Below are 20,691 nucleotides of genomic sequence, written 5' to 3' on the forward strand. Positions count from 1 at the left end.
AGAGGTATGAAAGTAGAGACAGGCGGGACGATGATAGCCGTGACAGGCGTTACGATGATCGCGACGATGATCGCGACGATGATCGCAAGGACAAGCGTCACGATGATCGCAAGGACAAGCGTCACAATGACTAGTGCTAAAAAGAGAGAATTCTAATTAGCAATTAATTTGTTAGTGGTAAACAGGAAGCCTTCTCTGGTTGGGAAGGCTTTGCTGTTTTGTAAAATCCCGGCGGAGCAATTAGGCTTATCTTTGAAGCATGAAAACTGTCAAATAATTGAGAGTAGAAAGTGAACTGGGTGGAGAGGGTTCGGTAGTTCCTGGCACTCAGTTCTCAACCTGGCTCGTCGTCTTACCTAAGGCAGCACCGGCGCTAGCCACCATGACCACTGTAATAGCAAGCCATTCAGTTAATACCAGATGTTCGCCGAGGAATACTAATGCGGACAGTGCCGCGACAGCCGGTTCCATACTCATTAAGATACTAAACGTATTAGGGGGCAAGAGCTTCAGGGCCTTCATCTCTAACAGGAATGGAATTGCGCTGGACAAGAGGGCTAATGCACTTACGGGAATGATCATTTCCGCGTTAAAATTTTCGAAACCGCCTGACATTACGCCAAATGGAACAACTAGGATACTGGCAAACATCATCCCCAGAGTAACAGCTTGGGGGCCAGCCATTATTTTAGAGATGTTTCCACCAAGCAAAATGTAGCCTGCCCAGAAGCCCCCTGCAGCCAGTGCAAGCAACGCTCCTAATGGGTCAATTTTTTCAGCATTCCATGGCGCAATGAGTGCAATGCCCGCTGCAGCCAGCAAGATCCATAAAAAATCTGAACGGCGCCTGGAACTAACTACTGCCAGAATGAGTGGGCCGATAAATTCAAGCGTTACGGCTAAACCCAATGGTATCCGTTCAATAGCTAAATAAAAAACCAAGTTCATCGCTCCAAGGCAAAGGCCAAATGGTATTACTGATTTCCATTGTGCCGATGTAAGCTTATTCAAATTTGGCCTGAAGATGAGGAACAGGAATATTGATGATAATCCTATTCTCAACGATGCGGTAGTTGCTGCACCTAGCAGAGGAAAGATGCTTTTTGCAATAGCAGCACCTCCCTGAACACTGATAATGGCTAAAAGTACTGAAGGAATCGGAGGGATATTAAAGATTTTAGCTGCTCTCAAGTAGGTGCGTTTTTGGCGGCAAACTTAAGGATATATTTTTTATAAGGACACAATTCATCCCCCGTGTTCCGGCAATTGATCTATAAAGTGAGTGGACATGGTTCTGTTCATCAGCTGTTTTAAAAAATATTATCGCAAGTAAGTAACTTTATTATATTTACTTAACCTAATACATGATGAAAATATTTTTACTGGTCTTGAAAGTGATGCTAGCAATAGCCCTGATCACTATTGGTGTGGGCAATCTCAGTGAACCCTCTAACTTGTCTGTAGCATTTGGACTGATTGAAATTGCCCTTGCTCTTGTCCTTATTTACAGTCCTCTTAAATCAATTATAAAACAAATCTAACCATGGAATTTCAAAATGATGAAGGCAGTGTTCTCCTTCGCAAAAGGGTGTTAAGGATTGTGGGAATAGTTGCATCTGTCCTGATTCTTTGGGTCATCCAGCCTTTTACTTATGAAAATATAGATGCTGGTAATGTGGGGATAAAGATCAATCTTTATGGTACCGACCGCGGGGTTGATAACATAACCATAGTAACTGGAAGAGTATGGTACAATACCTGGACCACCAAGATTATCGAATTTCCGACTTTTACTCAATCGGTAGATTATGAGCCTTTCGTAGTTACCACGCGTGATGCGGCCGAATTCCAGGTCGATCCAAAACTCAATTATCACATTAACCCGACGATGGTTCCGCAAATCTATCGTCAATATCGTAAAACGCTTGGTGAGATCGAGCAGCAGTTTATGCGCAACACGATTTATGATGCCTACCGGATCGTGGCTAACTCCTTTACGTCGGATTCTGTGATGTCAAACCGTGAAAAGTTCGAGGACCGAATCCAGATCCTGCTGACCAAAAACCTTGGGAAAGACGGCTTCATCTATGATCAACTTACATCTGCTATAAGTCCGCCAGCGTCTTTAAGACAAATGATCGATGAGAAAAATGCATCTATTCAGGCAAGGCTCAAAGCTGAAAACGAAGCTAAACAAGCAATAGCGGAGGCCACAGTTAGTAAGGCAAAAGCTGAAGGGGAAGCGGCGGCAACACTAGTGCGTGCCCGGGCTGAGGCAGAAGCAAATCGTTTGAAACAGCAGTCATTAACCCCTCTGCTGGTGCAGCAGCAGGTGATCCAGAAGTGGGACGGAAAACTTCCTCAGTATGGCACAGTGCCTCAGTTTTTTAAGAACATAACGCAGTAATCCGAATTCTAAGCCCGCTCCGCCACCCATTTGTGGATGAATTTGTTTGCAAGTCTTGATTCCAGATTCTTAAAAAGAAGCTCTACTTAATAAATTCAAGATACCTGGTCCGGATGTAGGCAATCATTTCATACTCAGTCTTGCTTCTGGCCACAGCTAAAGTTGGTCGGTATTGAATCATGAAATTTTTCAGAGAATCACCTTTTAGTTTGGTGAGGGCAATTACGGCTTCTTTTGAGAATAACCGATCGATATATTTATCTCCTTCGTCCTGTAATAAAGCTTTTTGAAGTTTGGAAGGCGCCGTCTTATTTTTAGACAAGAAGCTTACCATCTGTAACACGTCAATTTTCATTAAATTGGAGGCGCTGTACGGATTATTTCCGCGATGGACGTCAACATGCCGGGCCATGGATTCTTCAGGTGATTTTAGTACGAAGATGTCTTTGAATGAAGGAGCTTTATAAGCAAATTCAGTAGCGAAATCCTCTCGGTTTTTTATTGAATCAGCTCTAGAATCCCGAAACGAACTGACAAATACTTCGTTGAGCAAGATGCTATTTCGTTGCAGTGAAATTTCAGGCGGCTTTCCGAAAGCAAATCCAGGATGGAGAGCGTTGAACGTAAACACATAAGTCCTGTAGCCGAGATGGATTATCCTGAGTGTATCGCCCGCCTTCACGTTCGTCAAGCTGAAATTGCCCTCAGCGTCTGTAAGTGTTGATGATTTCCCTTTAACCGTTGCCCCTGAAATGGCTTCTTTTGTAACCAGATCAAGTACTCTAGCGCGAAAGGTTTGTCCCTGTAATTGCCCCGTTAATGTTATAAATATTAAGATACAGAAAGCTCGTGGCATAAAAATTACGCTCGTTGATGTCTCCGAAAGTAGGTCTTAATTTACTGGTAGTTAAAAGTTTAACGTAGATTAACATTGAAAGGTTAAATAGTGTTATTTGCGTGGTAGCAACAACCATTCATTACTTACATCACAGCCTGAATTACTGAATGAACAGGGAGAACCTTCTAATGTGTCTGCCAAAACCAAGTCCGATACGAACTAATTATAATGCTTTATCACACAAGGATTCCTTACTTAATGCCTGATCATTAGTTTATTCCGATATTTAATTGTACCTTGCACACTTATTAACAAAAAAAATAATGCAACAAGGAACAGTAAAATTTTTCAATGAAACTAAAGGTTTCGGATTTATTACACCTAATGATGGTGGAAGTGAAATCTTTGTACACTCTTCAGGTCTGACTGACAGCATTCGTGAGAATGATGTAGTTAACTATGACGTTGAAGAAGGCCGTAAAGGTCTGAACGCAGTAAATGTAACAGTAGCTTAGTATACTATATAATTATTTCGTGAAGCATTCTCCTTGTTGGAGGATGCTTTTTTATTGAGACACTATCTTTTTCTATAAATTCGTTCTAAGAGACCATTGGGCTCCCAGGAGGGTATTTGCAAAGGAGAAACAAAAGAATCAACCAGATGTTGGTTTAATATATTTTCATTAACTTAATAAAACAAAAGGAGTACGCTAAATTAAACTATGGCTAGATCGACAGAAACATTTAACAAAAAAGAAAAAGAAAAAAAGCGGCTTAAAAAGCAAAAGGAAAAGAGGGAAAGAGCGGAGGAGCGGAAAGAGAACGTCGTTAAGGGGAAAAGCCTTGACGAGATGATGGCTTATGTGGATGAAAATGGAAATATAACTTCTACGCCACCGGATCCAACGAAGAAAAAGAAGATCATCACCGAAGACATCCAGATAGCAACTCCGAAACAAGAGGCTATCCAACCCGGCGATTTAATCCGTAAAGGGAAGGTGACTTTCTTTAACGAATCAAAAGGATATGGATTCATTAAGGATTCAGAAAGCCAGGAAAGCATTTTTGTGCATATCAATGAGCTGTCAGAGGCGGTTGGCGAGAATGACAAGGTTACCTTTGAGCTTGAGGCCGGACAAAAAGGAATGACAGCTGTAAGGGTCAAGAAAGTTTAATCATCGTTGCCGACAAACGGTCAATGTCGCAATCGATTTGTTGGTGTCCCACCAATAAATCCGCTCTGAAGGCTCGAGCAGGTTGGTGTCTGCACCAACAAAAATCAATGATTGGTGAAGACACCAATCATCTAAAATATTCCATTCCTGTTGGTGAGACACCAACAGGAATCAGGCATTAACTTTCATCGTTCTTTCAATGGGGCCTGCCTTCCTGGTGTCTTCATCTGCAAATTCTTCATACTGTTTGAAATTTTCCCGGAACAGCTCTGCAAGGTGGTATGCTTTTTCAAGATAATTTGCAGGATCCGACCATGTGCTTGCCGGATTTAAAAGCTCCGAAGGTACGCCCGGGCAATGGTCAGGAGTCATCAAGCCAAACACGCCGTCTGCGTTATAAATGCTGTGATCCAGCTTCCCTTCCAGAGCAGCTTTTATCATATTTCGCGTGTACGAAAGCTTTATCCGGTTTCCTGTACCATATGGGCCTCCAGTCCAACCCGTGTTTATCAGCCAGATATTTACCTGATGTTCAGTGATCTTTTTGCCAAGCAGCTCCGCGTATTTCATAGGATGCAGGGGCAAAAATGCCTTCCCAAAACAAGCAGAAAACGTGCTCTGTGGCTCATTAATCCCTACTTCAGTTCCGGCGATCTTAGATGTATACCCGGAGAGGAAGTGATATCTGGCCTGTGCAACGCTTAGTTTAGAAATAGGGGGCAATACTCCGAACGCATCTGCAGTAAGGACGAAGATATTCTCAGGAATGCTTCCTGTTGATGGGATAGCTGCTCCCGGGATGTGATCCATCGGATAAGATACCCGGGTATTTTCCGTTATGGAGAGATCGTCGAAATCTGGTATGTTACTACCTTCGACGAAGCCAATATTTTCAAGAAGAGCTCCTGCTTTGATCGCCTGGTAGATCTGCGGTTCTTTTTCAGGATTCAAACCGGCGGTTTTTGCATAACATCCGCCTTCGAAATTGAAAATAGAATGATGTCCCCAGCCATGTTCATCATCACCAATCAATTCCCTGTCCGGGTCAGCTGATAAAGTTGTTTTTCCTGTGCCTGATAAGCCAAAGAAAATTGCGGTATCACCTTGCTGGCCTTTGTTGGCCGAGCAATGCATTGGCAGAACCCTCTGTGAGGGCAGGAGAAAATTCAGCACAGAGAACATCGCTTTTTTGATCTCACCAGTGTATCCGGTCCCGCCAATGAGTACAATTTTCTGACTGAAATTTATGATGGAGAAATTCTGCTGCCTTGTTCCATCCTTATGCGGATCTGCTTTGAAACCCGGAGCAGCGATAATTGTCCACTCCGGATTTTCGCCTTCTGATCCATCGGGCCTTAAAAATAGATTATGGGCAAACAGATTTTGGTATGCTGTTTCGGTGATAGTTCTGACATTCAGGCGATAGCTTTCCTCCGAGCACACTGAGCCATCCCGCACGAAAAGAGTCTTGTCTTTCAGGTAGGAACGCAACTTAGTGTAAATCCTGTCAAAGTCGTCCTCAGCAAATGGAATATTAACGTCACTCCACCAGACCTGGTTTTCTGTAATTTTATCTTTGACAATAAATCTGTCTTTAGGAGATCGGCCGGTAAATTTCCCTGTGTTTACTGCAAGTGCACCTGAGCTGCTTAACGTGCCCTCAGACTTATCCAGGGCAATTGTGGTTAGCTCTCCGGGACTAAGTTGATAGAAAAATTCCTGCGCGTGAAGTTTAAGGTAGCCCAGGTCGGGTACCTCATTATTGATCGTGATTCGTCTCATATCACTTATGTTTGTTTGGTTAGTTGAGGGCAAAGCTAAAACCTTAAAACTAGATAGTCAAATAAAAACTTATTGAAAATCAACTAGTTGTACCAAGTACACTAAGCGTTTTTAGCTTGATAATCAATCACATATGTAGGTAAAACAGGAGCGGATCTATGCAAAAAAACTGTGTTCTGTTGACAGTTGACGGTTGACATCGAATGGCGGTTAGTTCGGGATATGGATGTTCCGTCCCAATATTCCAGGTATTCGTCACATTAATTTATACTTCGAAGTAACTCTTCCTATCATTATGTAGTCAAACCAAATAGTTATGAAGACATTCCTGAAAGAGGCCATAAAAAATATCCGTCAGACCGGATCGGTTGTAGAGAGTTCCGCTCATTTGTCGGAAATGATGTTAAGCGATATTTCTTTTGGTAAGAATTTGCAAATTGTTGAACTGGGCGCGGGAACCGGTAATATGACAAAATCTCTATTAAATAAAATGAGCCCCTGCTCGAAACTAACCTCTTTTGAAATAAACCCACACCTCTTTGACAAGCTTAGTAAATTTGACGACGACCGTTTGGTGAATGTGAACGACACGGCGACAAAGCTTTCAGAATATGTCATGGATCAGTCCGTAGACTACATCATCTCGGGTTTGCCATTGGCAAATATCAATGTGACAGAAAAGGCCGGAATTTTGGATGCCTGCATACGCATACTTAAGCCTTATGGTTCATACATCCAATTTCAGTATTCGCTGAATGATCTCGGCTTATTAAAAAGGACTTTCGCCTATGTAAATTGTGATTTTACTCTGCGTAATTTCCCTCCAGCCTTTGTCTATTATGCACAAAAATAGTTTCCCGCCAAACGATAAATTTAAACGGAACCTTGGGATTATATGGGTCCTTTTCATCGCAGTGTGCGTTACTCTTTATTTTATATATGCCCGGCAGCTTACACCTGAGAATATTTCCGACTTTGTAAAAAACTACCAGGGCGGAGTGCTTTTACTTTACTTCGCCTTATGCACTATCCGCGGAATCACGATGATCCCTGGAACTCCATTTTTGCTTGCTGGAATCCTTCTGTTCAAAGATAGCCCGTTTCTACTTTTGGCGGTGTTTTTAGCTAGTATGCTGGTCACATCTGCGCTCATGTTCTACCTCGCCGACAAACTGGGCTTTAGCAGCTATTTCGAAAAAAACTATCCTGAAAAGATTGTCCTTGTGAGAGAAAAGCTTGATGGGCGAAATGGATTTTTATTCATTATGCTCTGGGCTTTTGCCCCTTTCACACCTACGGATCTGGTATGTTATGTTGCCGGTTCTGTCAGGATGCGGTTTTTAAACCTGATCGTACCTCTGCTGGCGGGGGAAGCCATAATCTGTGCTTTTTATATTTTTAATGGACAGATCCTGTTGGAAAAGTGGGCGATTTAAAGATTTAATTGAAGAGATTTGCCGTATTCTATATAGTTGCAAGCGTTTGTAAATCGTTAGCTTTTTAACTATTTTACCCTTCATTCCACTAATCTTATGAAATGTTTATTCCTTTTGACCGCCATTTGTCTGATTTCAATTATAAGTTGCAAAACTCTCAACAAGTCAGCTTCGAATGATAAGTGGATCTCTCTTTTTAATGGGAAGAATTTTGACGACTGGTTCATCAAGATCCATCGTCATGCAACTGGCGTCAACTTCGGAAATACATTTAGGGTAGAGGATGGAATTATTAAGGTGCGATACGATCAGTACGGAAATTTCAACGATCAGTTTGGCCATTTATATTATAAGACCCCTTATTCTTACTACCACCTTAAATTGGAATACCGCTTTGTGGGCGATCTACAGAAGGGAGCCCCGCCTTACACATTGCGAAATAGCGGTGTGATGTTTCATTCGCAGGATCCCAGGACAATGCCTGTAGAGCAAGATTGGCCTATAAGTGTTGAGATGCAGTTTTTAGGCGGGCTCGGAGATGGCAAATCCCGAACCACAGGCAACATGTGCTCTCCGGGAACTAAAATAGTTTACAATGGCAAGCTGGATGAACGACACTGCATTAATTCAACCTCTAAAACATTTGACGGTGACCAATGGGTAAGTGCAGAGCTTATTGTGCTGGGTGACTCACTAATTACACACATTATTAACGGAGATACAGTAATGAAGTATTCTAAACCACAAATAGGGGGCGAAAATGTTAAGAGATACATCCCTGAAATGAAGCCTGACGGCAAAATTCTCCGTAGTGGTTTTATAGCTCTGCAGAGCGAAGGACAGCCGGTTGACTTTCGGAATATCGTTCTCAAAGATCTGTCGGGACAAAAGCGATGAATGCAGAGACTCTCAAATCTCTTATGGATGTTTCTGCTGTAACGGCGGATGGGACAGAAATAACCCTCATGGGAAATATCTCTGACGCAGAAGGGCTCAAGAATGTTTTTGAGAATGGAGGCGAGGGCGTAGGCGGGAATATTATTGATTTCCCGGGCCAACTTTAACAAAGCCCTCACGGTTGCCGCAGATTAGATTTAATCTCAGTTATTTGTGTTCATCAAAAGGTTTGTAGGAAAATAACGTTAAACACTTTATATTACTGGCCGAATTGCACTGTATAGTGTAAAAGTTAAATAGTTATTATTAAAGAATCTAATCAAGAAAAAAATCCTATGACTGATAGAAGGACATTCATCCAGCAGGCGGCCGTGATTAGCGCTGGCCTCCTGGCTATTCCAACCGATCTGCTCAGCAAGCCCAATGGAAAAGTGGGATTGCAGTTATATACCTTGCGAAACCAAATATCAAAAGACGTTCGGGGTGTAATTTCAAGGGTTGCTAATATTGGATTTCGGGAAGTCGAAACTTACGGCTACTCTCTAAAGGGAGGTTTTTGGGGTCTGAACATCAAGGAGTTCAGATCTCTGTTGAAAGACCATGGCTTGAAATCACCAAGCGGCCATTATAACTTCGAGCCTTATTTGGGAACCGATAATATGGATAGCCTGAAAGAGAATATAGAAGCCGCCCAGGGTATTCGCCAGAAATATCTAACGGTTCCTTATTTAAGCGAGCCACTGCGGAAAAACCTTGACAGCTATAAAATCCTTGCTGCAAAACTCAATCAAGCAGCAGTCCTTGCAAGAAAAGCCGGGCTTCAGTTGGTGTATCATAATCATGATTTTGAATTCAAAGATTTTAATGGTACTACAGGCTACGATATCCTGCTGCGTGAAACTGATCCTTCAGATCTCAAGTTTGAATTGGACATTTACTGGACAGTAAAGGCTGGCAAAAATCCGGTTGCATTATTCGAACAGAATCCTGGCAGATACGTGTTGTGGCATGTAAAGGATATGGAGAAAGTGGATAAAACATTCACTGAAGTAGGATCAGGAAGTATCGATTATAAACAACTATTTGCCAAGGCAAAACTATCCGGAATGAAGCATTTTTTTGTAGAACAGGATGTCATAAAGATCGACCCCTACGAAAGCATTACCCGGAGCTTTCAGCATGTTAAAAACAACATTCTTTAGTATCGTTTAAATGGATTATGTTCTCGGTATTGATATTGGCACCGGCAGCGCAAAAGCGGTCGCTGTTAATTTAGTTTCAGAACCTATTACTGTAGCTCAGCTACATTATCCGACTTACTCGCCACACCCGGGCTTCAGCGAGCAAGATCCGGAACTTATTTGGGAAGCTGTTAAGGGCTGTGTTAAGGAGATAGTCGATAAACTGAAAAGCAGCCCGTTGGCAATATGCTTTAGCAGCGCTATGCATAGTATAATTCCCGTTAATGAGAAGGGAAGCCAGCTCACAGATATGATTACCTGGGCCGACTGCAGAAGCGATGCGATAGCCAGCAGACTAAAGAATTCTACCCAGGGCATACATATCTACGAGTCCTCGGGAATGCCTTTGCATGCGATGTCTCCGCTTTGCAAGATCATTTGGCTAAAGGAGAATATGCCCGATGTTTTTAACCAAACTTACAAATTCATTTCGATCAAAGAATATATTTGGTTTAAGCTATTTGATGAATATGTGATTGATCATTCGATCGCATGCGCAAGTGGAATGCTGGATATATCATCGCGGACGTGGAGTCAAGAGCTGCTAGGATTGGCAGGTATCTCTGAGAACCAATTATCGAAACCGGTAAGCACAACCTATATCGCAACTGGTGCTCATTCACTTCAGGGAATTTTGAATAAAGAAACAATCTTCGTAATCGGAGCAAGTGATGGTTGCTTAGCGAATCTCGGAAGCTTCGCTATACGGAAGGGAGTAGCAGCTGTAACAATTGGTACAAGCGGGGCTGTAAGGATAGCTAGCGATAAACCGATTTTTAACAAGGAGGCAATGACTTTCAGTTACTGTCTTGACGAGAATACATTTATATGCGGCGGGCCGGTTAACAATGGAGGAAATGTTCTGCAGTGGTTGATCACAAGCTTTCTTGCTAAAACTGTAAACAAACAAAACATTGAGGAAGTATTTGCTCTGGCCGAAACAGTTTCTCCTGGTGCTGATGGCCTGCTATTTCTGCCTTATATAAACGGTGAGCGAGCCCCTGTTTGGGATGCAAAAAGCTCTGGCGCTTTCGTTGGGATTCGTTCTGTTCACACCCAGGCAAATTTTTCCCGGGCGGTCTTGGAAGGTATTTGTTATGCGTTGAATGATGTTTTGATAGCTGTCGAAACCGGATCTGAAAATATTAGTCAGGTTAATGTTAGCGGAGGGTTTGTTAATTCTCAAACATGGATGCAGCTGCTCGCGGATATAACTGGTAAAAGATTAGCCTTGCTGCAAACGGAGGATGCCTCTGCGAAAGGAGCTGCATTCATGGCGATTAAAGCACTCGGTTTGAACGATGGAAAATATCCTGCAGACATACAAAATGATCGATCCATTTTTATTGAACCTGATCCTGAAAAACATAAATTGTATAAGCGAAATTTCCAGGTATTCAAAAGGTTATATTCAGGTTTAAAAGATAGCATGCACCAACTAAACCTTATCAATTCCTGATCATGGCACTATTAACAGTTCTTTTTGGGCTTATTCTTCTTCTGGCTCTTATAATAAAGAAAATAAGCCCGATGATAGCTCTTTTGATAGTTTCCATCATTACGGGCTTATTGCTGGGCATGCCGGTGGGTAAAGTCATGGCCACCATTAGTACAGGTATCGGTGGAACTCTGGGCAGTATGGTAATGGTACTCGCTTTGGGTGCTATGATGGGAAAATTGATTGAAGATACCGGAGCCGCGAGAAAAATCGTTTTCATATTGATTCGTTTCTTTGGATATAAGAATATTCAGTGGGCTATTTTGCTTACCGGTCTCCTTGTGGGCATTCCTTTATTCTACAATGCCGGCTTTGTAGTCCTTGTTCCGCTGGTATTTGCCATTGCCGCGGCTACAAGATTACCATTGCTTTATCTGGCCTTGCCAATGGCTGCATCGTTGTCTGTAACACACGGATTTTTGCCCCCTCATCCCGGGCCGATAGCACTTGCATCGATATTCAAAGCAGATGTTGGCTTAATCCTTATTTATGGTTTAATATTAAGTGTTCCTATTGCGATTGCAGGCGGGATTGTTTTCCCCCGGCTGATTCTTAAGAGCAATATGGGCGATATTCCAACCACATTCAATCCTGAAGGTGAGGAATTACTTCCGTCTGGATTAAGAAGTTTTGTTACTGCCCTTCTTCCCGTGGTTTTAATCATAGTTGGTACAATCGGTACTAATTTTTTATCTGCCGGGGCAGTTAAACCGCTGTTTATTTTTCTGTCAGATCCGACAGTTGCCTTGCTGTTAGCTGTTTTGGTAACGATACTCGTTCAAAGGATTCCTATATCTAAAGCGATGGACTCATGCACGGAAGGCGTGAAAAGTATTGCGATGATAATTCTTATCATCGCAGCCGGAGGAGCCTTTAAGCAGGTACTGATAGATAGTGGGGTGGGAGATACTGTTAAAGCCCTGTCTGCATCGTTTGATCTGTCGCCCCTCATTCTTGCCTGGCTCATAACGGCTCTTTTACGGGTCACGCTTGGGTCGGCAACAGTTGCAGGGCTGGCAGCCTCAGGCATTGTTTTGCCTTTGGTAGGAGAGGGGGTATCACCTGAACTTATGGTGTTGTCGGTAGGGGCAGGAAGCCTTATGTTCTCCCATGTGAACGATACGGGATTTTGGATGTTTAAAGAATATTTCAATCTCAGCTTAAAACAAACGTTTGGAACCTGGACTATCATGGAAAGTATAGTTTCAGTTCTGGGATTAGCGGGGGTGTTAATCATAAATCAATTTTTATAATAATTCAATGAAGATCGGACTTATTGGCCTGGGTAAAATGGGGTATAATCTTGCTCTCAACCTGAAAAGAAATGGGCATGAGGTAATTGGTTATGATGTAAATCAAGCCACATTGCAAAATATTAGTAGTGAGGGAATAGCAATCGCCAATTCACTCAAACAGCTTGTGACTGATCTTGGGGAAAATCGGTTGATATGGCTAATGATACCTGCCGGCGAGTTTGTCGATGCGGCGTTATCGGATATGAAACCATTACTGGAAAAAGGCGATATAATTATTGAGGGAGGCAACTCTAATTATAAAGATTCAATCAGAAGATCTGGCGAATGGGAAACTCTCGGAGTCGATTATCTGGATTGTGGTACTAGTGGCGGTCCAGAAGGTGCCCTTCACGGCATTTGCGCCATGCTGGGAGGCAGCAAACTAGCATTCGACAGGATGGAGCCTGTGATCAAAGATATCTCTCAACCCGGAGCGTATCTATATTGCGGTGGGGCAGGTTCCGGACATTACGTTAAAATGATCCATAATGGTGTTGAGTATGGTATGATGCAGGCAATCGCTGAGGGTTTTGAAATGCTCCAAAAGAGCGGAATGAACCTTGATCTCGCCGCCATAGCCGGACTGTGGAATCACGGATCCGTAGTAAGAAGCTGGCTTATGGAGCTTACAGAAAAAGCACTCATTAAGGAGCCGGATCTCGCCTCAATAAAGGGTATCATGCATTCTTCCGGAGAAGGTAAATGGACCCTTGAAACGGCAATGGAAAAACAAATCGCCACGCCAGTTATTGCGTTATCACTTATTATGCGCTACAGATCGCTTGAAGATGATTCTTTCGCCGGGAAGATCGTAGCCGCCCTGAGAAATGAATTTGGCGGTCATGCTCTTATTAAAAAATAATAAGAATTTAGCCAGATCATCTTCCTGATCCTGAGTTTCACCGTTGTGTTGATGAGCCTGATTGGACATCTCTGACTTAGCGACCTGAATAAGATAAGCAAACAAATTGACGTCTTTGGAGAAATTTAGTTTCTTTCGTAACCAGTAGCGACTGACTTCAAAACTGCCTGTTGATTTGAACACATAATGGAAATACTACCCTGAATATGCGATAAAACATTGATTTTAAGCGCTTAGTGGACGAAATACTGTAAGAAATTCTTGAAATGCTTCTTCAATATCACTTGCAGGTTTATCACGTCCGGCAATAAATTATAAGGGAATAAAAAATAATTGAAAAAGGATTTGGCAATGCCCGTAAATAAATTAGATTTGTTAAACCTTAATCAAATTATTAAAAAAGAAAAAACGATGGATAAGTTTACAAAAATGAAAGACCTGTTCGCTTCTGTTGAGGCCGACGCTAGTAAATTCTACAATTCAGGTAACAGTGCAGCCGGAACTCGCGTTCGTAAAGGTATGCAGGATCTTAAAAACCTGGCTCAAGAGATCAGAACTGAAGTAACCGCAAAAAAAAATAGCGGTAAATAAGATAAATCTGTTTTCAGATATTCAAAGCCCTCTCCGATGATATTGGAGAGGGCATTTTTATTTCATCAAATTTGAGAGTAACACCAATCGTAGCGTCCTTTTATCCGTTGATCATCCCGACCCGGGTCATAATAATCCTACCGGGTATTTTTTTTCGTTATTGGATAGTATTTAAATTCATCTGCTGTCTCTGTCACGTTGAACAGCTAACCTATTTAGGGATTGAGTATGCACTTACATTATTAACTACGACCACATTCCGTGCTTGGAATAAATAGGGAGACCAATAACGGAGTTATTGGATAATAGATAACGAACGGGTGGGTAGTGCAAGGTTGACTAAAATGCAAGTTGAATTAAAAAGGTTAATTTCGGGGCATTTAAGACAAAAATTTATATTTTTACTTAAAGCATACCTCTAAATCATGATAAAACTAGGCATTATTCTTACCAGGCAATATCGTTTATTAAGTGTTGCTGCAATACTTGACGTTTTTGAAACCGTAAACGGTTTATATAGAAAAGAAAACGAAAATTCTCCGTTCAGTATTACGATAATTTCTCCCGATGATTCAGGGCATGGAAGTAGTTTTTCGAAATATCCGGTTTCATCTCTGGCAATTGCAGAGCACATGGACCTGATCCTTATCCCTGCTTTCTCAACTGAAAATATTAAAGGAGCAATCCAGGAAAATGCTGATTTTATTCCATGGCTGAAAGACCAATTTGCCTCTGGAACAGAAATAGCAACATTCTGTACAGGAGCATTTCTGCTGGGTGCAACGGGAATGTTGAATGGCCGGCAAGCTACTACTCATATAGATGCCTGCGAGGCTTTTAGTCTGAATTTTCCTGATGTACGTTTGCTTCGGGATAAGATAGTGACGGGCGACAATGGCTTATTTACAAGCGGAGGAGCCACGTCAAGCTTTCATTTGCTGCTTCATTTGATCCAGGGGTATTGCGGTAAAGATATAGCTGTTAAAACGGCCAAGCTGTTCGCTATTGATATGGACAGGGCTAATCAATCCTATTTTGGGACATTTCTACCTGTTCAGAACCATAACGACGAACTTGTTGCCATGGCGCAGCAAAAGATCGAAGCTGCTTATCACAATGCTGGTACCATAGAGGAAATGATAAAAGATGTCCCGGCAAGCAGGAGGAATATCGCACGGAGATTTAAACTGGTTACGGGCATTACACCGATTGAATATTTGCAAAAGACACGAATCGAAGCAGCGAAAAAACTATTGGAGCAAACGAATCAGCAAATGCTGGAAATTATGCTCAATTCCGGCTATAACGATCCAAAGGCCTTCAGGAAGATCTTCAGAAAAACCGTTGGAATGACTCCAACGGGATATCGGGCAAAATTTCAGGCAGCCTGATCAATTAAATTAAAGAGTTCCCAAAGGGATTTGCTTTTTTTGCTTTTAGATAATCCTTTTCTAAAAGTAAGTCGATGATTTTATCTACAAACCGTTGAAGATCCTGATGCTGTGACATGAAGACTTTATGCTCTGAGATAAACTGATATAATTCCATTATCAGGCGCTGGACGAGCTCAGTATTTCCTGTAAGAGAGATATCCTCACAGATGTATACAATTTGAGTCTTGATCAGTGCTTCTATTTCGAGCTCGCCAAGCATTTTTAGATATATTCTCACGAGATCTATCTTATTAAACTTTGTCCTGGCCTTAAGGCGTGCCTTAAAGAAATGAAGGTCGTCGATATTTCCCTCAGCCTGGAATATTTCAGCAATTGCCAGATCCAGTTTTCCACTAGATCCGTCCGCTCGGAACTTAGCCATTTGATAAGCTTTTTCTTTATCAAGCTTATATAAACCGCGCAGTCCTGATGCAGATTCTTTGGAACTCTTCAGTAATGAGGTAGAGAAGAAAAGGTCATGGTGTTCGGCTGTATCAAGCCCTGAAAGCTTGTCGATTGCGAGAGCCCGCACCTGGATTTTCTCATCATCTTTTGCGATGTCGGCCAGGCAATTTTGTATCTCGGGGTCATCAGCTTTTTGAAAGTCATAGTTCTGGAGCACATAGACCTTAACCTGGGAGCAAAAATCCTTTAATGCATCGATGAAAATACTTTCCGGAAAAGAGTATTTCCCGCTAATCCCTATGAGATATTTTATTGCTTCTAATCTGCACTGGTAATTCTTTGAGGCGTAGAACTGTTCTACATATTGATCAGTCTCAGCCTGGCCGTCATTTACAAGCATCTCTAAAAAGCCTCTTGTGTATCTGCTGCTGTATCTCTCGGATCTGACGGGGTTATTGGAGTTATTCATATAATCAGTAATGAGTTTGCATTATTGTTTATCCTAGAGGGAGAACCCAGGTATAAAAAGCAGTAGGAGCCCTCCCCTTTTTTTTACATGTTGTATATTCACTAATCACATTATCGGTGGTTTTATATTGTTACTTTTTGAAAAATAAACTTAAACTTTCATCATTCTATAGCTTGTCAGATCCGGCATAAAAGCAGTCTGTGCACGCATATCTCTTTAAACTTTGAATATAGGACGACGTGTTTCCTGAAATGTTGCTAACTATCTGTAAAAAGTGATTTTCGCATACTAAACATTGAAAAAGGTTGAAAATATGCTTTTTTGAGTACTCTGAATAGCCTGGTTTTCATTTTTATAATACTTTGACCCAAAATCGTTTCGTTTACTAAGTGATCGCTAAAATAATAAGACAATATTACGGGGGCAATAAATAATTGCATACTAAATGTGATGGGATGGTGAAAAAATGTGATGGATTTACCCTTCAGTGACTTGTTTAAACGGATGTCCGGCTTTTATTATAAATTTGTGCTTATAAAATATCGTCACTATTTCGTTAGGCGGGAATGCACCTAATGGAAAACAATAACTCTGATGAAAGATTACAAAAACTATTATCTCGTTCAAGCTCCACCTGAAGACGTGTATCTGGCGCTAACCAACCCCCTAACTATTTCACTGTGGACAGGTGCAGAAGCAATTATGAGCACAGAGCCAGGTTCTGAATTTTCCTTATGGGATGATAGCATCGCCGGCAGAAATATAGAGTTTGTGGAAAATAAGAAGATCGTCCAGCAATGGTATTTTGGCGACCAGCCAGGAGAATCAATTGTTACCTTTATACTTCACGCCGATAAAAATGGTACATCGGTGGAATTACGGCATACCAATATTCCCGATTCTGACATTGCTGATATGATTGAAGGATGGAACCTTAACTATTTTGGTTCGCTTCAGGATTTTTATGAAGATTAGCGACGATGATTTCGATTCGCAAGATAAATAGTATAGATTAGAGATATCACCTCATCGGGTTATGAACATGCGTAAATTTACTTTTCAACAACAGGTAATTGCCGGCTTCGCTGTCTGCCTTGCTCTTGTTTTTGCTCTGGCAATAGGGTCCTATTTAAGTATTCGGAAATTGCAGGCAGATGCAGGCTGGGTAAACCATACGTATGAAGTAATTGGCCAAGCCGAAAAAATCGAAAATTACATCATTACCTGCGAAAGCGGGGTCCGTGGTTATGTGGCAAGTGGAGACATCGATAATCTGGCTACCTTTCAGGATACTAAAGGTAAAATCATTCCGTCGATCATACAACTCAGAAATATAGTTTTTGATAACTCCGTTAAAGTGCATCTTGATTCTCTCCAAAAGTATACTGAAAGGAGAATAGACCGGATGGAGACTATAGTGGAAGCTCGTGAACGGAGTTTTGAAGAAGCACAACTGATAATAAAAGGCGGTACCGGTGAAATGTTAATGAACAAGATCCGGTCTACGATCAAAGATATTGTAGAACGGGAAAATGTCTTGCTTGCCGAACGAGAAGCCACAAGCACCCGAAGTGTAAACCAGACCATCCTGATTAATGTTATAGGCTGTATACTGATCTTAGGCCTGGTTTTGTTACTTCTTAATTTTATTCGCCGGTCATTCAGAGAACAAAAAATAATTGAGGAACGTATCCGGGTTGCCAATAAGCACTTAGAACAATTATCTGTTGAAAATCAGAATAACAACTGGTTGCTTACAGGCCTCGCGGCAATGGATGAGACTATTCGTGGAGAACTGGAGATGGGCGAACTTTCAGGAAAGATCATTAGCCAAATTGCAGTTTATATTGAAGCGCATGTTGCAGCCATCTATATTGCCGACGAGCTTGGCGAAAATTTTCATTTAACGGGTAGTTATGCGTTTCAATTCAGGGAGGGTAATAATAATATAATAAAGTTAGGCGATGGTTTATTAGGTCAGGCTGCCTTAGATAAAAAAACCATCATTTTCGAAGACGTACCGGAAGATTACGTAAAAATTTGTTCCGGTTTAGGTGAGGTAACGCCTCACACTATTCTTGTCCAGCCCTTTTTATTTGAAGATTCCGTTAAAGGTGTGATTGAATTTGGCATGGTGACCGAACTGAGCCCAATAAAAATGGAGTTCATAAAAATGGCTCTTGATAGTATTGCTGTAGCAGTCAATTCTGCGCAATCCCGTGCAAAATTGAAAGATCTTTTCGAAGAGACCCATCAGCAAGCAGAAGAACTGGAAGTACAGCAGGAAGAGTTGCGCTCCACCAATGAGGATCTTGTCCAGAAAACGGAAATGTTACAGGCCTCTGAAGAAGAACTGCGGGTACAGCAGGAAGAGCTCCGACAGATCAATGCCGAACTTGAAGAGAAGGCTGAAATGCTGGAAGAACGTAATAAGGCAGTAGACCAGGCACGAGAAGCTATCGGTTTAAAGGCCGAAGAGTTGGAGAGAACCAGTAAGTACAAATCAGAGTTCCTGGCAAACATGAGCCATGAACTGCGTACCCCGCTGAACAGTATCCTGATCCTGGCCCGTATCTTAAAAGAGAACAAAAATGCCAACCTAACGGAAGATCAGATTAAATATGCGGGCGTGATACACAATGCAGGGAGTGATCTTTTAACCCTCATCAATGATATTCTGGACCTTTCCAAAATAGAAGCCGGGAAAATTGATCTGACGATTGAAGAAGTTAGCATTGCCGATGTAATGCAAGATATCCAGCTGCTTTTTAGTGAAGTGGCCGGAAATAAGAAAATAATTTATGAGGTTAATGTGGATCCCGATGTTCCTGAGAAGATTATTTCAGATCGCATGCGTTTGGAACAGATTCTTAAGAACCTGCTTTCTAATGCATTCAAATTTACTCCTCAAAATGGTTCTGTTGAAGTATCCATTGGTCTGGTAAAAGCTGATAAAGAACTCAGCAATGAAAAGATGTCCAATGCTGATGTAGGTTCAATCATTTCATTTGAAGTAAAGGATAGCGGTATTGGTATTCCCCAGGATAAACAGAAGGCCATTTTTGAGGCCTTTCAGCAGGCAGATGGGTCCACTAGTCGGAAATTTGGCGGTACCGGACTTGGTTTATCGATTAGCCGGGAGCTGACCAATATCCTTGGAGGCGAGATTCAGATCATTAGTAAACCGGGCGAAGGCAGCTCTTTCACACTTTATCTCCCGATAGAATTTCAAGGGCAAGACATTCCTCACGAAGAAAACGAGGAGGTTAAGTTATCTCCTCCTAAAGCGTCTAAAACAACGGATTGGCCAGCATCACAGAAGGAACCTGTGATGCTGATCATAGAAGATGACCAGAATTTTGCCGAGGTATTGAAAGATTATGCCCTGGAAAGAGGCTTCGCACCCATTATGGCTTTTCAGGGTGATACCGGCTTGAAAATGGCTCAGGATCACCTTCCGGATGCGATCGTGTTGGATATTATGCTGCCCGTAATGGATGGTTGGACCGTACTGAAAAGTTTAAAAGCCGATCCTGTTACCAAAGATATTCCCGTGCACATGATGTCGGCCGGTGATCAAAGTCTGATGAAAGCAAAGCGGGCTGGAGCCATCGGATTTCTTAAAAAACCCGTGGAGAAGGAAAAACTAGACGAAGCTTTTGATATGCTGCTAAACAATAGAAGTATTAAGCTGACCAAAGTTCTCATCATTGAAGACCATGAGATCCAAAGCGAGAATCTGACCAGCCAGTTGACGGATCATCAGATAAAAGTAAAGCAAGCCTTCAACGGGGAGCAGGCGCTACAGGAACTGGAAGCGGATTCTGACTTTGACTGCATTATTTTGGATATCCATTTGCCTGATATTTCTGGTCTGGAGCTTTTGGACAAGATAAAATCTGAGTCGAAATGGGCAGATATCCCAGTGATCATCAATACTGCAATGGAGTTAGACCGGGAAAGCATGGACAGGGTATTGAGACATACCCATGCCATGGTTTTAAAAAGCAATAAATCTAACGATCGTTTGCTGGACGAAGTGAACCTTTTCATGAACAAGTTGAGATCGCCCCAGCATTCCCTCCCTTTTACCGACGTAAAACCGGAGAACAAGGCCTCTAAGAACAATGCCGTTACCACAGAAAAAGCATTGGTAAACCGGTCTGTACTGATTGTCGATGATGATATGAGAAATATTTTTGCGCTATCTACAGCTTTGCAAACGTATGAAATGAATATAGAGATTGCCAATAATGGCCTTGAAGCATTGAAAAAATTGGATGAAATGCCGGATACGGACCTGGTCCTTATGGATATTATGATGCCGGAAATGGATGGGTACGAAGCAATGCAAGAGATACG

Annotated in this window: 20 protein-coding genes; 16 read left to right on the forward strand and 4 right to left on the reverse strand. The window is 41.9% G+C overall.

Features of this window, described 5'->3' with window-relative positions; translation table 11 throughout:
* Positions 1-327: 327 nt before the first annotated feature.
* Positions 328-1,191 (reverse strand): EamA family transporter, encoded by an 864-nt coding sequence (locus WKF69_RS10485; protein WP_340381655.1) that lies wholly within the window; start codon positions 1,189-1,191, stop codon positions 328-330.
* Between the two features lie 173 nt (positions 1,192-1,364).
* On the opposite strand from WKF69_RS10485, the gene WKF69_RS10490 reads away from it, so the two are divergent.
* Both WKF69_RS10490 and WKF69_RS10495 read left to right on the forward strand, forming a co-directional pair.
* The gene (locus WKF69_RS10490) at positions 1,365-1,541 is read left to right on the forward strand and encodes a hypothetical protein (RefSeq protein ID WP_340381657.1); all 177 of its coding nucleotides are present in this window, start codon (positions 1,365-1,367) and stop codon (positions 1,539-1,541) included.
* Positions 1,542-1,543: 2 nt separating this feature from the next.
* Positions 1,544-2,407, forward strand: coding sequence for an SPFH domain-containing protein (locus WKF69_RS10495; RefSeq protein WP_340381659.1), 864 nt, complete (start codon positions 1,544-1,546; stop codon positions 2,405-2,407).
* Positions 2,408-2,489: 82 nt separating this feature from the next.
* Here WKF69_RS10495 and WKF69_RS10500 read toward each other — a convergent pair whose 3' ends face one another.
* A complete protein-coding gene (locus WKF69_RS10500) occupies positions 2,490-3,263 on the reverse strand; it encodes a carboxypeptidase-like regulatory domain-containing protein (protein WP_340381661.1) in 774 nt (257 codons plus the stop codon).
* Positions 3,264-3,568: 305 nt separating this feature from the next.
* On the opposite strand from WKF69_RS10500, the gene WKF69_RS10505 reads away from it, so the two are divergent.
* Positions 3,569-3,760 (forward strand): cold-shock protein, encoded by a 192-nt coding sequence (locus WKF69_RS10505; protein ID WP_340381663.1) that lies wholly within the window; start codon positions 3,569-3,571, stop codon positions 3,758-3,760.
* A 207-nt stretch (positions 3,761-3,967) separates the two neighbouring features.
* Positions 3,968-4,420, forward strand: coding sequence for a cold shock domain-containing protein (locus tag WKF69_RS10510; protein ID WP_340381665.1), 453 nt, complete (start codon positions 3,968-3,970; stop codon positions 4,418-4,420).
* 171 nt (positions 4,421-4,591) lie between these two features.
* Here WKF69_RS10510 and pckA read toward each other — a convergent pair whose 3' ends face one another.
* Positions 4,592-6,202, reverse strand: coding sequence for a phosphoenolpyruvate carboxykinase (ATP) (gene pckA / locus WKF69_RS10515; protein WP_340381667.1), 1,611 nt, complete (start codon positions 6,200-6,202; stop codon positions 4,592-4,594).
* Between the two features lie 316 nt (positions 6,203-6,518).
* Between pckA and WKF69_RS10520 the strand changes: the two genes are divergently transcribed.
* From WKF69_RS10520 to WKF69_RS10565, 10 genes are all read left to right on the forward strand, one after another.
* Complete coding sequence (locus tag WKF69_RS10520; RefSeq protein WP_340381669.1) at positions 6,519-7,055, forward strand: methyltransferase domain-containing protein; 537 nt, start codon at positions 6,519-6,521, stop codon at positions 7,053-7,055.
* Positions 7,042-7,638 (forward strand): VTT domain-containing protein, encoded by a 597-nt coding sequence (locus WKF69_RS10525; RefSeq protein ID WP_340381671.1) that lies wholly within the window; start codon positions 7,042-7,044, stop codon positions 7,636-7,638. The genes WKF69_RS10520 and WKF69_RS10525 overlap by 14 nt, the downstream gene beginning before the upstream one ends.
* Positions 7,639-7,734: 96 nt before the next feature.
* A complete protein-coding gene (locus WKF69_RS10530; RefSeq protein ID WP_340381673.1) occupies positions 7,735-8,535 on the forward strand; it encodes a DUF1080 domain-containing protein in 801 nt (266 codons plus the stop codon).
* The gene (locus tag WKF69_RS10535; protein ID WP_340381674.1) at positions 8,532-8,702 is read left to right on the forward strand and encodes a hypothetical protein; all 171 of its coding nucleotides are present in this window, start codon (positions 8,532-8,534) and stop codon (positions 8,700-8,702) included. Before WKF69_RS10530 ends, WKF69_RS10535 begins: the two co-directional genes overlap by 4 nt.
* A gap of 168 nt (positions 8,703-8,870) precedes the next feature.
* Positions 8,871-9,737, forward strand: coding sequence for a sugar phosphate isomerase/epimerase (locus WKF69_RS10540; RefSeq protein WP_340381675.1), 867 nt, complete (start codon positions 8,871-8,873; stop codon positions 9,735-9,737).
* A 10-nt stretch (positions 9,738-9,747) separates the two neighbouring features.
* Positions 9,748-11,235 (forward strand): gluconokinase, encoded by a 1,488-nt coding sequence (locus tag WKF69_RS10545; RefSeq protein ID WP_340381677.1) that lies wholly within the window; start codon positions 9,748-9,750, stop codon positions 11,233-11,235.
* 2 nt (positions 11,236-11,237) lie between these two features.
* On the forward strand, positions 11,238-12,527 hold the full coding sequence (locus WKF69_RS10550) for a gluconate:H+ symporter (protein ID WP_340381679.1): 1,290 nt from the start codon (positions 11,238-11,240) through the stop codon (positions 12,525-12,527).
* Positions 12,528-12,534: 7 nt separating this feature from the next.
* Positions 12,535-13,431, forward strand: coding sequence for a phosphogluconate dehydrogenase (NAD(+)-dependent, decarboxylating) (gene gnd, locus WKF69_RS10555; RefSeq protein ID WP_340381681.1), 897 nt, complete (start codon positions 12,535-12,537; stop codon positions 13,429-13,431).
* 411 nt (positions 13,432-13,842) lie between these two features.
* Positions 13,843-14,022: a histone H1 gene (locus WKF69_RS10560; RefSeq protein ID WP_340381684.1), complete on the forward strand. Its 180-nt coding sequence runs from the start codon at positions 13,843-13,845 to the stop codon at positions 14,020-14,022.
* 425 nt (positions 14,023-14,447) lie between these two features.
* Positions 14,448-15,413 (forward strand): helix-turn-helix domain-containing protein, encoded by a 966-nt coding sequence (locus WKF69_RS10565; RefSeq protein ID WP_340381686.1) that lies wholly within the window; start codon positions 14,448-14,450, stop codon positions 15,411-15,413.
* 4 nt (positions 15,414-15,417) lie between these two features.
* Here the strand turns inward: WKF69_RS10565 and WKF69_RS10570 are convergent, their stop codons facing one another.
* Positions 15,418-16,329, reverse strand: coding sequence for a hypothetical protein (locus WKF69_RS10570; RefSeq protein WP_340381688.1), 912 nt, complete (start codon positions 16,327-16,329; stop codon positions 15,418-15,420).
* Positions 16,330-16,923: 594 nt separating this feature from the next.
* On the opposite strand from WKF69_RS10570, the gene WKF69_RS10575 reads away from it, so the two are divergent.
* Both WKF69_RS10575 and WKF69_RS10580 read left to right on the forward strand, forming a co-directional pair.
* Entirely contained in the window at positions 16,924-17,304 is a 381-nt protein-coding gene (locus WKF69_RS10575) for an SRPBCC domain-containing protein (RefSeq protein WP_340381690.1), read from the forward strand.
* A 67-nt stretch (positions 17,305-17,371) separates the two neighbouring features.
* A partial coding sequence (locus WKF69_RS10580; protein ID WP_340381692.1) for a response regulator occupies positions 17,372-20,691 on the forward strand: 3,320 nt, incomplete at its 3' end.

The organism is Daejeonella sp. (assembly GCF_037719425.1).
Classification (GTDB): Bacteria; Bacteroidota; Bacteroidia; order Sphingobacteriales; family Sphingobacteriaceae; genus Daejeonella.

Coding starts and splice junctions, on each gene's coding strand:
- WKF69_RS10490 (WP_340381657.1), top strand. CDS start 1,365: ATGATGAAAATATTTTTACTGGTCTTGAAAGTGATGCTAGCAATAGCC.
- WKF69_RS10495 (WP_340381659.1), top strand. CDS start 1,544: ATGGAATTTCAAAATGATGAAGGCAGTGTTCTCCTTCGCAAAAGGGTG.
- WKF69_RS10500 (WP_340381661.1), bottom strand. CDS start 3,263: ATGCCACGAGCTTTCTGTATCTTAATATTTATAACATTAACGGGGCAA.
- WKF69_RS10505 (WP_340381663.1), top strand. CDS start 3,569: ATGCAACAAGGAACAGTAAAATTTTTCAATGAAACTAAAGGTTTCGGA.
- WKF69_RS10510 (WP_340381665.1), top strand. CDS start 3,968: ATGGCTAGATCGACAGAAACATTTAACAAAAAAGAAAAAGAAAAAAAG.
- pckA (WP_340381667.1), bottom strand. CDS start 6,202: ATGAGACGAATCACGATCAATAATGAGGTACCCGACCTGGGCTACCTT.
- WKF69_RS10520 (WP_340381669.1), top strand. CDS start 6,519: ATGAAGACATTCCTGAAAGAGGCCATAAAAAATATCCGTCAGACCGGA.
- WKF69_RS10525 (WP_340381671.1), top strand. CDS start 7,042: ATGCACAAAAATAGTTTCCCGCCAAACGATAAATTTAAACGGAACCTT.
- WKF69_RS10530 (WP_340381673.1), top strand. CDS start 7,735: ATGAAATGTTTATTCCTTTTGACCGCCATTTGTCTGATTTCAATTATA.
- WKF69_RS10535 (WP_340381674.1), top strand. CDS start 8,532: ATGAATGCAGAGACTCTCAAATCTCTTATGGATGTTTCTGCTGTAACG.
- WKF69_RS10540 (WP_340381675.1), top strand. CDS start 8,871: ATGACTGATAGAAGGACATTCATCCAGCAGGCGGCCGTGATTAGCGCT.
- WKF69_RS10545 (WP_340381677.1), top strand. CDS start 9,748: ATGGATTATGTTCTCGGTATTGATATTGGCACCGGCAGCGCAAAAGCG.
- WKF69_RS10550 (WP_340381679.1), top strand. CDS start 11,238: ATGGCACTATTAACAGTTCTTTTTGGGCTTATTCTTCTTCTGGCTCTT.
- gnd (WP_340381681.1), top strand. CDS start 12,535: ATGAAGATCGGACTTATTGGCCTGGGTAAAATGGGGTATAATCTTGCT.
- WKF69_RS10560 (WP_340381684.1), top strand. CDS start 13,843: ATGGATAAGTTTACAAAAATGAAAGACCTGTTCGCTTCTGTTGAGGCC.
- WKF69_RS10565 (WP_340381686.1), top strand. CDS start 14,448: ATGATAAAACTAGGCATTATTCTTACCAGGCAATATCGTTTATTAAGT.
- WKF69_RS10570 (WP_340381688.1), bottom strand. CDS start 16,329: ATGAATAACTCCAATAACCCCGTCAGATCCGAGAGATACAGCAGCAGA.
- WKF69_RS10575 (WP_340381690.1), top strand. CDS start 16,924: ATGAAAGATTACAAAAACTATTATCTCGTTCAAGCTCCACCTGAAGAC.